Source organism: Microvirga sp. KLBC 81 (assembly GCF_003075415.1).
GTDB lineage: Bacteria > Pseudomonadota > Alphaproteobacteria > Rhizobiales > Beijerinckiaceae > Microvirga.
This window is the reverse complement of the sequence record NZ_QDAH01000061.1, coordinates 13,899-29,107: the sequence shown is the minus strand read 5'-3', so window position 1 is coordinate 29,107 and position 15,209 is coordinate 13,899. Positions and strand designations below refer to the sequence as shown.

General features: G+C 61.1%; 9 protein-coding genes. 5 read left to right on the top strand and 4 right to left on the bottom strand.

Annotated elements, in window-relative coordinates; all coding sequences use genetic code 11:
* Nucleotides 1-572 (bottom strand): SDR family oxidoreductase (locus tag DC522_RS25210; RefSeq protein WP_116531352.1); only part of this gene is annotated, 572 nt, incomplete at its 3' end.
* Between the two features lie 43 nt (nt 573-615).
* Nucleotides 616-2,901 carry a DUF3141 domain-containing protein gene (locus DC522_RS25205; protein ID WP_116531351.1) on the bottom strand — a complete coding sequence of 762 codons (2,286 nt, stop codon included), beginning with the start codon at nt 2,899-2,901 and terminating at the stop codon, nt 616-618.
* 718 nt (nt 2,902-3,619) lie between these two features.
* Between DC522_RS25205 and DC522_RS25200 the strand changes: the two genes are divergently transcribed.
* From DC522_RS25200 to DC522_RS25185, 4 genes are all read left to right on the top strand, one after another.
* Complete coding sequence (locus DC522_RS25200) at nt 3,620-4,828, top strand: HlyD family secretion protein (protein ID WP_245444507.1); 1,209 nt, start codon at nt 3,620-3,622, stop codon at nt 4,826-4,828.
* Nucleotides 4,825-7,602: a ribosome-associated ATPase/putative transporter RbbA gene (gene rbbA, locus DC522_RS25195; protein WP_116531349.1), complete on the top strand. Its 2,778-nt coding sequence runs from the start codon at nt 4,825-4,827 to the stop codon at nt 7,600-7,602. Before DC522_RS25200 ends, rbbA begins: the two co-directional genes overlap by 4 nt.
* Before the next feature lies 1 nt (nt 7,603).
* Nucleotides 7,604-8,824 carry an ABC transporter permease gene (locus DC522_RS25190; protein ID WP_116531348.1) on the top strand — a complete coding sequence of 407 codons (1,221 nt, stop codon included), beginning with the start codon at nt 7,604-7,606 and terminating at the stop codon, nt 8,822-8,824.
* A 91-nt stretch (nt 8,825-8,915) separates the two neighbouring features.
* Entirely contained in the window at nt 8,916-9,734 is an 819-nt protein-coding gene (locus DC522_RS25185) for a DUF1269 domain-containing protein (protein WP_116531347.1), read from the top strand.
* Between the two features lie 563 nt (nt 9,735-10,297).
* Here DC522_RS25185 and DC522_RS25180 read toward each other — a convergent pair.
* Nucleotides 10,298-11,509: a patatin-like phospholipase family protein gene (locus DC522_RS25180; protein ID WP_116531346.1), complete on the bottom strand. Its 1,212-nt coding sequence runs from the start codon at nt 11,507-11,509 to the stop codon at nt 10,298-10,300.
* Between the two features lie 714 nt (nt 11,510-12,223).
* Here DC522_RS25180 and DC522_RS25175 point away from each other — a divergent pair.
* Nucleotides 12,224-13,051: a GAF domain-containing protein gene (locus tag DC522_RS25175; RefSeq protein WP_165820303.1), complete on the top strand. Its 828-nt coding sequence runs from the start codon at nt 12,224-12,226 to the stop codon at nt 13,049-13,051.
* A gap of 410 nt (nt 13,052-13,461) precedes the next feature.
* Here DC522_RS25175 and DC522_RS25170 read toward each other — a convergent pair whose 3' ends face one another.
* Entirely contained in the window at nt 13,462-14,766 is a 1,305-nt protein-coding gene (locus tag DC522_RS25170) for an OmpP1/FadL family transporter (RefSeq protein ID WP_116531344.1), read from the bottom strand.
* Nucleotides 14,767-15,209 lie beyond the last annotated feature (443 nt).

The window sequence follows — 15,209 nt, the reverse complement described above, 5'->3', positions numbered from 1 at the left end:
CCCAATTCGTAAGCGAGATAGCGGACGGCGCTCTCCAGTGCCGCCTTCACGGGGCCCATCAGGTTGTAGTTAGGCACGACCTTGTTGGCGCCGTGATAGCTCATCGCCAGGAGCGTCCCGCCTTCGGGCATCAACGGCTCGGCGAGCCGCGCCATGTGGACGAACGAATGGCAGGAGATATCCATCGCCACCTTGAATCCCTCGTCGGAACTGTCGACGAGCCGCCCCTGCAGATCCTCCTTCGGCGCAAACGCGATGGAATGCAGCGCGATATCGAGGCTGCCCCAGGTCCCGCGGATCTGCCGGAAGACGGCCTCAAGCTCTCCGTTCCGTCCCACGTCACAAGGTGCGAAGATCGATGCCCCGAGCTCCTTGGCGAGAGACTCGACATAAGGCCGGGCCTTCTCATTAAGATAGGTGACAGCGAGGTCCGCCCCGAGCTCGCGGAAGACCCGTGCGCAGCCATAGGCAATCGAATGCTCGTTGACGATGCCGATGACGAGGGCCCGTTTGCCGTGCAGAATCTTCGATCGGATCGCGGTTTTGGTCAATTCGGTCGGCTGATCGTTCATGAGCTTGCCTATCTTGATCGCAATCGAACCTGGACTGATCGGATCAGGACACCCCCTGGGGGCGCTTCCTCTTTCGAATGACTGCTGGTCCAACCACCCCTGGGCCTGGGCGGATCACATTGGTCGCCTGGCGCATGGCATCGGTCAGGACAGTTCTGACGTTACGCAGGCGGACCTGGGCTGCTGCGTCAAGCGGACCAATGGCTGTCACAACTCGTTCGAGCATGCTCCCCAACAGCTCGATGTCGGCTGGCGTCGCTCGGGAGAGCAGTTGAGGAAGTGCTGCGATCGCCGCCGCAGCGTCGAGTCGCATGAGGCGGGCCTGTTGCCGGATTGCTTGCTTGAACTCAGCTAACGAGATGGTGCTGAAATTCGCGCCATTCTCCTCACGCAGCTGACGGATCAGGTTGAAGCCGCGCTCATCGACCCAGCCAAGCGAGTCGCCGATGTAGTACAGGGCCCGTACACCGGCCTCGAACAGGCTCCCCTTGGTCATCTCACGGCGCAGCCGGTCCGCTTCCGCCGCCCGGAACGCCTGATGCTCGGGTGTGTCACCGGGATGCTGGCGGGGCTCGCTCGTGTCCCGTGCATTCATGCCTGCCCAGGCCTGCACCCAAGGAGATCCGTAGATGATATTGAATGTCTGCTCATACATGTTGTCACGCCAGACACGCCATTGATCGAGCGACGCTTCGACTGCCTGAGAAATCCTCTCCTGCTGATGCAGGAGAGGATTGTCGGAAGCTACCGGCTCGCGCCTCTCCCGCACCTTCTGCGCCTCGCCAGCGATCCAGCCCGTCCCGGGATTGCGATCCGAGGCGAGTTCATACGGGACGCGCAGCGGATGCAGTCGTGCCAGGTGGTGCGCCAATTGTGGTGTGATGCTCGCGCGAACCCACGGCTGGACAAAACTCCGATAGAGGCTGAGGTTGATCTCCGAAATGCGTGCCACCGCGGCAAAGCGCCGGTCGCTCTCAAGATCGGGCCTGACGATCTCTCGGACATCCGCCACGCTGCGCCTCTCCAGCGACAGCACGTAATCGCCGTAGGCGAGATCCGGATTGAGTGTGTCCGGGCCCTTTTCCCGCAACTCGGCCTGGTAGATGCCGGACGGCAGGACGTCGACGAAGTCGATGTTCGCCTCGAACTCCTTGTGCTCCTTGCGACCGACGCTGCTCGAAACAAAAATGCCGAGATGGCCGATGCTGTCATGAAGCGCGTAGATGATGGTCTGGTTGTGCGCCCGCACGTCCTCATCATCCCGATAGAGGTCCGTGATCCAGCCGAGCGCCTGGGGCGGTGGCGAAATATTATCGCCTTTGGAACAGAAAACCAGGATCGGAGACTGGATGTTACGCAAGTCGATGCGGATCCCGTCGGACGTGACAAGTCCAGCCGTGGACAGCTTGTTGCCGATGAACAGGTTGTCGACGATGTATTGTATCTCGACATCGTTCAGGAACACGTGGCCGCCCCAGTACTTCTCGAAGGCGAGATAACGCTCCCGCTCGGTGTCGACCTTCGAGAAGAGGTTGTACTGCTTGGTCCAGAGGGTATTGGTCGGGTTGAGGTTCTCGAAATTCTGAACGAGCCAAGCGCCGTCAAAGCGGCCTGCCCCGAGATCGCTGGTCAGGGCGGTCAGCCAGCTGCCGCCAAGCAGACCGCCCGAGTAGCGCATCGGGTTTCGGCCGGGCCAGCCGGCCCAGTACGACACAGGCGATCCGGCGACGATGATCGGCCCGAACAGTTCGGGACGGACTGCGGCTGTCATCAGGATCTGCCAGCCGGCCTGACAGTTGCCGATTACGACCGGCTTTCCCTCGCTCTCGGGGTGCAGGGCGATCACCCGTTCCAGGAAAGCGGCCTCGGCCCGCATGACGTCCTCGACCGTCTGTCCCGGCACCGGGTCGGGAGTGAATCCGACAATGTAACAGGGATGGCCGGCCCCGAGAGCGGCGCCAATCTCGCTGTCGGCCTTGAAACCGCCGATGCCGGGGCCATGCCCAGCTCGCGGATCGACCACCACGAAGGGGCGCTTGCGAGGGTCGATCTCAACCCCCTCGGGCGGAATGACGCGGGCCAAGCCATAGTTGACCGGCCGCTCCAACGTAGGGCCGAACATGACGACCTCAGCCTCAAAGCTCAGGACGTTCGGTGTAACCTGAGCCAGATGCTCCAGATACTGGTTGCCGCGTTCGCGCATGACATCGGCGTAGAGCAAGCCACGTTGCCAGAGGTCAATCGCGTATTCGTAGGCTGCGTTTGCAAAGTTGACAGATTGGGACGTTGGCCGATCAAGCGTTCGTTCAAGCGTTCGTTGGAGATTCATGCCTACCTCCAGCAATTAAGATCTTGGAACATCACCGTGGCTTCTTTTGAGTATGATAGGACTTAACGGTCCAGCGCTCCGGCCAGAATGCCACGATAGCGATATCTACACGGCTTTAACGGACCGCCCCTTCGACTGGGCGCTGTTTGGGGCAAGTCGGCTGCGCGCGATACAAGGCAAGTTCCGATTGAGATCTTTCCGGCCTGGTATCTTTACGCCGCGCGGGACCCAGCACTCACGCACATGAACCCGTGCCCATTCTGCTTTAACAATACCGGGGTCGGGCCGCGGTGGCTTTGATCCAGATCAACGAGGTCTGCCTGCACCGTTATGCCCGCACCATTAGTAACGGCACAGATCAAGCTCGGCGCGTTACACCATGCATGGCACCCTCCATCGAGGCATCGTTGCAAACCGCAGCGCGCTGAATCGTCTCAATCGACGGTTAATGCTAGCACGTCGTGCGGATAAAGTGGATCCGGTTTTCCGTCCCGAACGATGCACCATTTTTGCAAGAGAGCATCGGATGAGGCACAAAAGTGAATTCCAATCCTGGCACCGAGGCTCTATACTCTTGATACTCTTGGACAGCCCGAAATGGCGGCTGAATTGCTGTAAAGTGAAGACGACGCGACAGTGTTCGCATTGATCTGGATCAATGCGAACGGTTGCCTCTCACGTAAGAGTTCACGTACTGGCATGACCTGGCCGTTTCGACGTGCTGTGGGGCATCCGGGCCGAAATTTCAGTCTTGCGACCCGGCCCCAGCTCTGGCCAGGACATAGCGCCTCCGAGGGAGAGCCGAATGTCCTTCCGATTGCAGACTGCTCGAATTTTGGGGACTGTTCTTACGTTTCTCTCTATATCGGTCATCACGTGGGCGCTGGGCGTTTCCGACGGAAGACTCCAGATTGTCAGCGCACAGGCGCAACCGAAACTGCCTGAACTTCCCAAACTGCCCGACAAACTGCCCGAGCCTCTCGAAAAGGCCCGCACGGCGGTGGAAAGCCTGATCGCGCGACTGCGCGGCCGCGACATGCCCGAAGGCATCGTGAAAGCGAATGGCCGCCTCGAAGCGACGCAAGTCGATGTCTCCGCAAAATATCCCGGCCGGCTGGCAACGTTGACCGTAGACGAAGGTGACGAGGTCACCGCCGGCCAGGTGGTCGGCACCCTATCGTCACCAGAGACAGAAGCCGAGCTGCGCTCCGCGCAGGCGCGGCTGCTCAAGGCAAAACAGCAGCTGACGGCGGTGACCGCGGTCATCGCACAAAGGCAGAGTGAACTGGACACTGCCAAGGCGGATTATGAGCGTGGAAAGAAGCTGCTTCAGACGGGGAATATCCCGATGCAATTGCTGGATCAGCGCCGCAATAGAACCGATCAGGCGGAAGCAGCCTATGTTGCAGCCAATGCGGAGCGTGACGCAGCTGAATCAGAAATCAAGGCTGCAACGGGTGAAGTCGAGCGGCTCCAGTCGATCCTGGCCGACCTGGTGCTCCTGTCCCCAAGGAGTGGGCGCGTGCAGTACCGTCTGGCTCGCGCGGGCGAAGTGATCGGCGCAGGACAGCGCATCCTGACCATCTTGGATCTCAAGGACGTCTACATGACGGTCTATCTGCCCGCGAAGGAGGCCGGCAGGCTTACGATCGGCGACGAGGCGCGCACGATCCTCGATCCGATCCCGGAGTATGTCTTGCCCTCAACGATCAGCTTCGTCGCCACGGAAGCGCAGTTCACGCCTAAGAGCGTCGAGACGGCCGAGGAGCGCGAGAAGCTGATGTTCCGCGTCAAGCTCCAGGCCGATCCCGCGGTTCTGGATCAATATCATCGCTCCGTGAAGACCGGCATCCGTGGCCTCGGTTTTGTCCGCACCGATCCCAAGATTGCCTGGCCCGATGAGCTTAACGTGAAGCTCCCGCAATGACCGACTCTATCATCAGGCTCGAGCGGGTCACGCACCGCTACGGCAAGACGGTCGCCCTCGACGACCTCACGCTCGACATCCCTGCCCACTGCATGGCTGGGCTGATCGGGCCGGACGGCGTCGGCAAGTCCACCTTGCTGGCGCTGGCCTCCGGCGTCCGGAAAATTCAGAGTGGAAAGGTGATCGCGCTTGACGGAGACATGGCGGATGACAGCCATCGTCGGGCGAGTTGCAACCGGATCGCCTACATGCCGCAAGGGCTCGGCCGCAATCTCTACCCGACGCTCAGCATTTTCGACAACATCGACTTCTTCGGCCGGTTGTTCGGACAGGGTGCCGCCGAGCGGCGCACGCGCATCGACGAGCTCCTGCACGCAACAGGCCTCGATCCGTTTCCGGACCGCCCCTGCGGGAAACTGTCGGGAGGCATGAAGCAGAAGGTCAGTCTCTGCTGTTCGTTGATGCACGATCCGGATCTGCTGGTCCTTGACGAGCCGACCACAGGCGTCGATCCGCTCTCCCGCCGGCAGTTCTGGGAACTGATCAGCTCGATCCGCGTCCGTCGCCCGAATATGAGCGTGATCGTTGCCACCGCCTACATGGACGAGGCGAGTCAGTTCGATTGGCTTGCCGCTATGGACGACGGCAAGGTCATCGCGCAGGGCGCACCAAACGAGATCCTCGCTCGGGCGGGAAAGAGCAACCTCGACGACGCCTTCATCGCGCTGCTTCCGAAGGAAAAGCGCGCCGCGCACCAGGAGGTCATGGTTCGGCCGCGGGTCGCGACTGATGACGAGACTCCCGCCATCGAAGTGGAGGGACTCACACGCCGGTTCGGCGATTTCGTTGCGGTCGATCATGTGAGCTTTCGCATCGGCCGCGGCGAGATTTTCGGCTTTCTCGGCTCGAATGGCTGTGGCAAGACAACGACTATGAAAATGATGACGGGGCTTCTTCCCGTCACCGAAGGCTCGGCGAAACTATTCGGAGAGCCGATGGGTGCCGCCGACATGGAAGCGCGTCAGAACGTCGGATACATGTCGCAGGCGTTCTCGCTCTACAACGAGCTCACGGTTCGACAGAACCTCGATCTCCATGCGCACCTCTACCATCTCCCTCCAAACGAGGTCGAGGGGCGGATCACCGAATTGCTGGAGCGCTATGATCTGAAAGATGTGGCCGATGCCAAGCCTGAGAGTTTGCCGCTCGGCCTGAAGCAGAGACTCCAGCTTGCCGTGGCGGTGCTGCACCGGCCGCCTATCCTCATTCTCGACGAGCCCACGTCTGGCGTCGATCCGGTTGCGCGAGATGCGTTCTGGCGCACGTTGATCGATCTCTCCCGCGATGACGGCGTCACCATCTTCCTGTCGACCCATTTCATGAACGAGGCGGAACGCTGCGATCGCATCTCGCTGATGCATCGCGGGCGGGTGCTGGCGGTCGGCGCGCCGCAGGAACTGGTGAGGGAGCGTGGCAGCAAATCCCTCGAGGACGCTTTCATCTCCTATCTGGAGGAAGCGGCCGCAGCGGAAGAACAAAGGACAAAAGAAGAAAAGAAAACCCAAGCGGCGCCACAACCGGCGGCAGAGGTGGCAACTCCACCATCAAAGCACGCCTCCGCTGTTGGCTCCAGGCGCTTCGATCCCGGACGGTTATGGGCTTATTCGCGGCTTGAGACCATGCAGATCTTACGCGATCCGATTCGGCTGACTTTCGCGTTGCTTGGCCCTGTCATCTTGATGTTCGCGATGGGCTTCGGCATTACCTTCGATGTCGAGAACCTGAAGTACGCCGCCTTTGACCAGGACCGGACGCCGGAAAGCCGACGGCTCCTCGAGAACTTCTCCGGATCCCGCTACTTCTCCGAGCAACCGCCCATCAGCTCCCCCGCGGAGGTGGAACAACGGATGAGAAGCGGAGAGCTGGCGGTCGTCGTTGAGATTCCCGAAGGCTTTGGTCGCGATCTTGCAAGCGCGCGTCCGCCCGACATTGCCGTCTGGGTGGATGGCGCCATGCCCTTCCGCGGCGAAACCGCCAAAGGGTACGTCACCGGCTTGGCCTTGCGCTATGCCAAAGATCTCGTTACGGAACGCCTCGGCCCCAACGTCGCCTCCAACGTCTACCTCGGTGGGCTCAATCTGGAAAACCGCTTCCGCTACAATCAGGCCTTCAAGAGCGTCTTCAGCATGGTCCCGAGCGTGATCATGATGATGCTGGTTCTGATACCCGCCATCATGGCGACCGTTGCCGTTGTGCGCGAGAAGGAGACGGGGTCAATCGCCAACTTTCGCTCGACGCCTGTCAGCAAGCTCGAGTTCCTGGTCGGCAAGCAGTTCCCCTATATCGCGGTCGCCATGGTGTCTTTCGGCCTCCTGCTGCTGATGTCGTATTTTGTCTTCCATGTCCCCGTTACAGGGAGCTTCGGCGCACTCCTGCTGGGGGCTCTGGTCTATGTGACTGCGACGACCGCATTCGGCCAACTCATCTCAACCTTCACCCGGACGCAGGTCTCGGCAATCTTCGCGTGCGTCGTCCTTTCGGTCATTCCGACCGTGAATTTCTCGGGCCTGCTCGTGCCTGTGTCGTCCCTCTCCGGTCAGGGAAGGCTTATCGGCATGGCGTTTCCGGCCGCCTGGTTCCAGCCCGTCACGGTCGGGATTTTCGATAAGGCTCTCGGCTTTGCGGATGTGTGGCGCAGTCTGCTCGTTATCGCAGGCTTCGCGCTCGTCTACCTCTTGGCGGCCCTCACAGTGCTGAAGAAGCAGGAGGCGTGAGATGTTGCAGAAAAGCCAGATGGCCCCTCCGCAGCAGCTCACCCCTGAGCAGGTGACGCGTCCGCAGCAGTCCAAGCCCAAGCGGATGAGCGCATTCCGCACGCATCTGGCCAATATCTTTCAGTTGCTGATCAAGGAGTTGCGCAGCATCCGCTCCGACCCGATCCTACTGGTGCTGGTCGCTTATGCGTTTACCTTCGCCATCTACGCCGCCGCCACTGGCGCCAGAACCGAAGCGACCAATCTTGCCGTCGGAGTGGTCGATGAAGATCGCTCCGATCTGTCGCGCCGCATTGCGGACGGCCTCACTGCCCCCACGTTCCAGCCTGCCGTGGAGATCGCTGCGACCGAAATCGACTCGTCGATGGAGGCACAACGATTTGTGTTCGTCATCGAAATCCCGCCGAAGTTCCAGGCGGACATCCTGGCCGGGCGGCAGCCTTCGGTTCAAATCAATGTCGATGCCACCGCCGTCGCCCAGGCATTCCTTGGCATGACCTACCTTCAGAACGTCATCGTCAGCTATGTCTCGGATTTCGTGACCGGGCGGGAAGGTCTGGTCGGTGTGCCGGTCACATTTGTGACCCGCGTCAAGTTCAATCCGAACATGGAGTCGAGCTGGTTCACCTCGGTGATGCAGATCATCAGCAATCTCACCATGCTGACGGTCATCCTGACCGGCGCAGCGCTCATTCGCGAGCGCGAGCAGAGCACGGTAGAGCACCTGCTGGTCATGCCGGTGGTTCCGGTCGAGATCATGCTAGCGAAGATCCTGGCGAACAGCATCGTTATTCTCGTGGCGGCCCAACTGTCGCTGATGTTTGTGGTTCAATGGTGGCTCGAGGTGCCGATCGCCGGCTCGCCCCTGCTGTTCCTCGCCGGCTCCTGTATTTTTGTCATCGCCGTGGCGGCGCTTGGCATCTTTCTCGGCACGGTCGCCTCCACAATGGGCCAGTTCGGCCTTCTTGCCTTGCCTGTGCTGCTGGTGCAGATGCTGCTCTCCGGCAGCACGACACCGATGGAAAGCATGCCGGTCTGGCTGCAGTACCTGATGAAGACCATCAGCCCGACGCCGCATTTCGTCGAGTTTGCCAAGAATGTGCTCTATCGCGGCGCTGACTTTCCGCTCGTCTGGCCTCAGCTCTTGGCCGTCGGAATCATCGGCGCTGTCTATTTCGGCATTACCCTGCACCGCTTCCGCCGCGTTATTTTCGGAAGCTGAAAGACCGGACTGCCGTAGCCGGCGGACTGAAACCCAGCCGTGATCCTAAGCAACGTCAATGGGTGTTGCGTGAAACTTGGAGGAGGAAGTCATGGACAAGATGATTGTGGTTGTCTTCGACACCGAAGCGAAAGCCTATGAAGCATCCCGCGTGCTCGCGGACCTGCATCGCGAGGGCAGTTTGACTGTCTATTCCGGCGCAGTGATTGCGAAGGATGCCGGCGGGCAGATGTCGGTCAGGCAGGCGGGCGATCAAGGGCCGCTAGGGACAGGGCTCGGCATGGCAACGGGCGCATTGATTGGTGCTCTGGGCGGTCCGGTCGGCCTCGCGGCCGGGGCGGCGGCCGGCGCGGTCGGCGGCTCGATCGTGGATCTCGTCAACCTCGGCATCGGCGTGGATTTCCTCGACGAGATCTCGCGGCAGCTCAGCCCTGGCAAAGCTGCCATCGTCGCCGAGATCGAAGAGGAATGGGTCACACCGCTCGATACGCGCATGGAGGCACTTGGCGGCACCATATCCCGGAGACCGCGCGCTGAAATCATCGATGTGAAGATGGAGCGCGACGCAGCCTTGCTGCAGGCCGAACTCGATAAGCTTCAGGTCGAGTTCGATCAGGCCAGGAACGAGGCGAAGGCCAGGTTGCAGGCGAAGGTCAACGACGCCAAGGCGAGGCTAGAGGCCGAGAAGAATCGCGCCAAGACGCAAGTCGACGAAATGGACCGAGAGGTTCAAGCTAAAATCCGGGCTCTGCACGATCAGGCATCGAGAGCCGCTGGCGATGCAAAGGCGCGCCTGGAGAAGCGGATCACCGAGATGAAGACTGACTACGAAGTTCGATCCGATAAGCTGCGACAGGCTTGGCAACTTACCAGGGAAGCACTCACCACATCCTCGGCGCACCGCCGCTAAGTCGATTGCCGCTGTACCGCTCTTCCGGCTGTTGAAGCTGCCGGGATCCGGTACAGCGGCAGGCACTTCCCTGGGACTTTGGATCAACAGGTTGTCTAAGGTGCCGCGAAGCCCGCACACACACGACAGGAGCAAATGGTTTCCCTTGCACGCGAAGCTCCGCTCCGGCCCTCACATCTCATAGACCCGATTTCGCGCGGAAAATCGGGGTGATCCGGTATCAGCCAAAGGAGCACTTTGGAGCGGTTTTCCAAACGGCTATTCTGGAGTTGTGGCCTCTCACGGCTCGGTCCGCTGGACTGCCCTGATCGCGAGGCCTCGACGCCGGCGCGTCGGAGTTGTAGGCCTCCTGGATCGCGCCGGCATCGACCTCTCGATCGTAGATTTCATGTTCTCGCAACTAAGTTGAGGTGAGATTGTTGGCGCAAACCAGGAATGTCAGTCACGTCGGGTGGGACGGGGCCTGAGATGGCAGTGGGCACACCTTCCGCTCGGTGCGCCGACGGCCCGGCGTTCGGGTTTGGGCTGGAACTTGGCGATCTGCGCTCTCCGCCAGGGCACGTTCAATCCTGCTCAAGTTGCCGAGACAGGGCCTCGCGCCTGCCACCTGCGGCCTCTTCCTTGCCGCGAGCCAGAGTCAGAGCACCGGAAGGGGGCCTCCGCACCCAGAGTTGGCCGCTCCGGGCCTTTTCGAAGCCGTATTGATAGAGCCCTCGCATATAGGCCGTGTCAAAACCCGCCGAGGTTGAGGATGGCACATTCTGGTCGATGAAGGTCAAGTTGAACCCGAAGCCGTTCCGCTGGGCGGCGGCATAGGTCCCGAAGAGAACGGACCTCGTCTGTGCTTTGACGGATGTGGAGGCCGCCCGTCCGCCGATCTCCGCGGCCTTGTCCGGCACGACCTGAAAATCCGGATCCACCTTGTTGTTCATCAGCACATAGATATTCACGCGTGGTCCGCGGAGCGGTGGCGCGCTCGCGAGTAACACTGTGTCCGGCAATGTAAACACGGGCGCCATGACCGCGCCATCGACGTGCATCTCTTCGAAGCGCCTGCCGTTTGCCTCGGCGTCAATGAGCACGGGGGGAAACACGCCAGGCACGCTCGCGGACGCTGCCAGAACATCGCGGAAGAGAGTGAGAGCTTGCGGCGAGCCGCTCGATGCGATCCGGCCCATGTCCCAGATCACCGCCCGCTGCGAATCCAGATTTGTCGTAACGACAAACAACCGCCTGCCGTTCGCGTGCGCGGCCGCGACCGCAGCCAAAATCGCCTCGTCCACGTGGCGGGCGATCAGTTCGCGCAGGCGCCTTCCTCCGAACAGGGACGAACCAAAGACGACATTCAGAAGATCCGGAGAGTCGAGAAGGCTCTCGGCCACACCGCTGGTGTAAACCTCGCGCAGCTTGGCGTCATATGACGGGCCAAGAAACGCGAAGGGGGCAATGAGGGCGCCGGTGCTGACGCCCGATACAAAGGTAAACTCAGGCCGGGTTCCGGCCGCCGTCCATCCGTTCAGGACGCCGGCCCCATACGCCCCGTAGGCACCGCCGCCCGACAGGGCGAGGTAGGTGAGCGTGATCCGGGCCGGCCTTGCCGCGAGAGCGCTTGCATCGGCACGGAATGCAGCCGCGGGTGCGTCGGCGTATCTGCGAGCCCCAGGAATGCCCAGGACTTCGGAAGACGCTGCATCGGCTGCCGTGTAGGGCGCCCGTGGAAGCGTTCCGCATGCGGCAAGGGTGAGCGTTCCGAGAAACCCCATTGCCGCTGCCATGTACCAGGATCGCCATTTCAGTTCAGAGAGACGGGGCCAAGAGCATTGCATCGCGGACCTACCTCCTGCTCAGGGATCTCGCAGGATGGACAGCCGTCAACCCTACGATGTCAGAGCGGTCGGACAGTCGCTACGCCGTCCTGTCTCGGCCGAGCTTGGCGCGGTCACCAACAGAGTGACCACGACCGGGCCGTCGACGCCCGCTTCAAGAAGCGATCAGACGCTGTACAACTGTGCTCTCTGGCATGACTACCGTCAAGTTGCCCCGAATGGTGACGGAGAACGGGCAAAAGTAAGGGATGGAACCATCTCGCCAACCTTGCCACGCCACCTGCTGCTACGAGGCGTTAAACAGTCCGTTCAAGAGCAGGTATTCGATTATTTCCGGTCCGGTTCTGCGTGCGCTGGTAATTGGCGCATAATCTCCCTTCAGAACCTCGAAGAAATGAGCGCCGAGCGGAGTATCTCGGGTGATCATGCTTTGCATCGGCATGTCACTTGACCATGCTCAGCACCTGCACCTTGGCACACTAAGGCCCTTTGGGATGCCCAGCCCATCAGAACCGATAATCTCCTGTTGGTATGTTCCAGTTGCGGTTGTATGTTGAGGCACCCAGAATAGCGGGAAACAGCCGCTCATATGGCAGTAGGACGATGAATCGGCTCCGCCAGAACCAGGAGATCGTCCGAGGTGTCAAGGCACCTCGCTATCGCGTGCCGACCCGCTCGGAGTTGCAAGAAGAACTGGCCGAGGTCGATCGGTATCGCGCAGCCGTCTCGGACGTGTTGCGCGTCATCGCCAACTCGCCGGACGACCTGCAACCCGTATTCGACGCGATCCTCGACAGCGCCACGGACCTCTGCCAGGCCAACGTCGGTGCTTTATTCCTTCTCCGGAATGAAAGCGTTTACGTCGTTGCGCAAAGAGGGCCGGCGGCGAGTGCCCTGCATTTGCCGGAAGGACCCGAGCATCAAATCCCTCCAGAAAGTCCCCTTGGACGCCTCATCAGAGACAGCGCACCAATCCACATAGGCAATTTGACAGAAGATCAGTCTTATTCCCGCCGTGAGACCGGCACCGTGGCTGCGGTCGAATTAGCCGGTGGTCGGACCTGCCTGCTCGTGCCAATGCTCAAGGAAGATGAGTTGATTGGAACCATCGGCGTTCTCCGTCCTGAGGTGCGGCCGTTCACGGATAGACAACTCAAACTGATCGTGGACTTTGCAGCGCAAGCTGCCATCGCCTTGGAAATTACCCGCCGCGAGGCGAAGTATCGTGAAGTGCAGATCGAATTAGCTCACGGGGATCGCCTCGCTGCCCCGGGACAACTCACGGCCGCGATTACCCACGAACTCAAGCAGCCGCTCGCCGCTGTGGTCAAGAGTGCGAATGCGAGCCTGCGCTGGCTCACGACAGATCCACCTGACGTCGAAGAAGCGAAGCGATGTGTCGAACGCATCCTCACGGATGCCGATCGTGCTGGCGAGGTCATCAGCCGAATTCACAGCCTCATGAGGAAAGCCGGATTCACAGCCTCGTAAGGAAAGAGGCGCCACAGGCTGACACGACAGATTTCAAAGATTCGATCCGCGAGGTTTTAGACCTTTTCCATCCCGAGGTGCTGAAGCAGCTTATCACGATGCGGGCCGGGTCGGCAAATGTATGAGATAGAATCCGATTCCAACAGGTGATGCTCGAACCGATCATCACCACCATTCGAGCAATCGAAGTTGGGCGCCAAGCTGTCGATGTGCTGGCACGTGGGCCTTCTCCGCGCCACGTCCGGCATATCGATGGGCGGCAGGTGATTGAAGATTACCGCAGATCCTGAACGCAGGCCTACCCGATGCAGGCCGAGGAGACCAGGGTCGCGAAGACGGCCTCATCTGATGCTCTAGGAGGGGCGAGCCTATCTGAAGCCTTACATTGGCACTGCCGGGAGAAGGCAGTGTCAGTTCTTGCGAACGATCGGGGCTGGAAACGGCTTCGCCGGGTCATCCCAGCGGTAGCGCAGCGCGGCTGAGATGAGGTTCACGTCCGTCTCCGCCTCGGCCACGAACGGAAGGCCAGCATAGTCCTGATGACCCGGCACGATCCGGATGTCCGCATCCTTATGGAACACATGGGTATAGGCCACATCGAACGAGAGCTTCTCATTGTACTGGTAAGACGCGCCGATCGACACCCAGTACCGATCGCTGTCCGGCAGGCGGGTCGAACGCACCGCCGTGTCGATGGGCGACTGCTCGTAGGCAAAACCCGCGCGCAGGATCCAGCGCTCGTTGAGCCTGTAGTCCGCGCCGAGCGCGTAGAAGTAGCCGTCGTCATAGTTCAGGGGGAGATGCGAGATGGGCGCACCGCTCGGACCGACGATCGCCGGATCGCCGGCCCGGCTCCAGTTCTGCCACTCGAACCCGGCATGCAGCGTCAGGGCGGGCGTGATGACCTGGGACAGGCCGACGGTTACCTGATCAGGCGTGTTCAGATTGGTTTTGACCGGGAACTTCAGGGCCGAGGGGCCGAAGATCCCGGCCGGCGTCGCCAGGGTCCCCTCCAGCGTGTGGCGGATCGAGGAGCGATAGCCGATGCCGAGGGTGGTGCCGGCAACCGGCGTGATGGTCACGCCGGCCGTGAAGCCCCCACCCCAGTCGTCGCCCTCGAGAATGGCACTCGGATCATTCGGCACGATGCCGGCAGCGTTCTTCAGGCGCACGTCGAAATATTCGATCATCGGACCGGCTGCGACGGACAGCCAGTCGTTCAGCTTCACGCCGACAATCGGGTTGAGGTTCGCGGTGAAGATCCGGGACGAGCGGGAATAGACCTGTCCGGACCAGTTCTGACGCGGATCCGTCACGAGACCGAAGGGCGTCGAACTCGCGAAACCGAGCCACAGGCGCTCGTTGAGCTGGTAGGAGAGATAGCTTGTGGGAACGATGGCATCCTGGGCGATGTCCCCCGAGCCTCCAAACGGGATCGTCGGTGTGGACGGCAGCGGGTCGATTTCCGAGCGTGGCATGATGACCGAGGCATTCCATTGGTTCTGCCAGCCCGGCAACGTCGTGATCGTCGCCGGGTTCCAGAACATGGACGACGGGCCGCCGGCGCCCGAGGCGGCACCGGCATAGGAGGAGCCCTGCGCTGTCGCGCTCTGCTCGCGGATGGCGAAGCCGCCAGCCGAAGCGCTGTCCGCGGCTGCGATGCTGGCCGCCAACGACACGGCGGCCAGCATCGCAAAACGAGAAAATTGATTCATGTGAAGCGCCCTGCGCCTGGGAACGGGAGGCCCGTATCGTCTCGCGCCGCCGCACCACCAGGCGCGGGCTTTCCGGTGCGGTTGTTCTTGCACAGGCCTTGCTCCGATACCGGTGACGTCAATCTCGGCCCACAACGTCGGTTCAGACACGGATTCCGTGTTCATTAGCGTCTCCTCCTGCTGGTTTGTTGCCGCCAGCCAATAATTGAACACTGCAGTCAAAACGACTAAATGGTCAATATGAGTCCAAGCGCTGCCGCAACGCGTGCCCGCAATTGGGACGTCGGGGGTATAGGAGATAGTTGGGCGGCCTGACGCAGCGGCGATTTCGAAAGCATCGTCAGCAACGATCGCAGCGAGCAGGTCGAGGCCCTGCGCCGGCGCGGTCGAACGGCTGGCGATTTCGCGGGCCCGATCCGAAGCAAGCCGTTATGGCCGGAGCA

Bases quoted from the DNA above. Each gene is read 5' to 3' on its own strand.
- DC522_RS25205 (WP_116531351.1), bottom strand. From the start codon at position 2,901: ATGAATCTCCAACGAACGCTTGAACGAACGCTTGATCGGCCAACGTCC.
- rbbA (WP_116531349.1), top strand. From the start codon at position 4,825: ATGACCGACTCTATCATCAGGCTCGAGCGGGTCACGCACCGCTACGGC.
- DC522_RS25190 (WP_116531348.1), top strand. From the start codon at position 7,604: ATGTTGCAGAAAAGCCAGATGGCCCCTCCGCAGCAGCTCACCCCTGAG.
- DC522_RS25185 (WP_116531347.1), top strand. From the start codon at position 8,916: ATGGACAAGATGATTGTGGTTGTCTTCGACACCGAAGCGAAAGCCTAT.
- DC522_RS25180 (WP_116531346.1), bottom strand. From the start codon at position 11,509: ATGGCAGCGGCAATGGGGTTTCTCGGAACGCTCACCCTTGCCGCATGC.
- DC522_RS25170 (WP_116531344.1), bottom strand. From the start codon at position 14,766: ATGAATCAATTTTCTCGTTTTGCGATGCTGGCCGCCGTGTCGTTGGCG.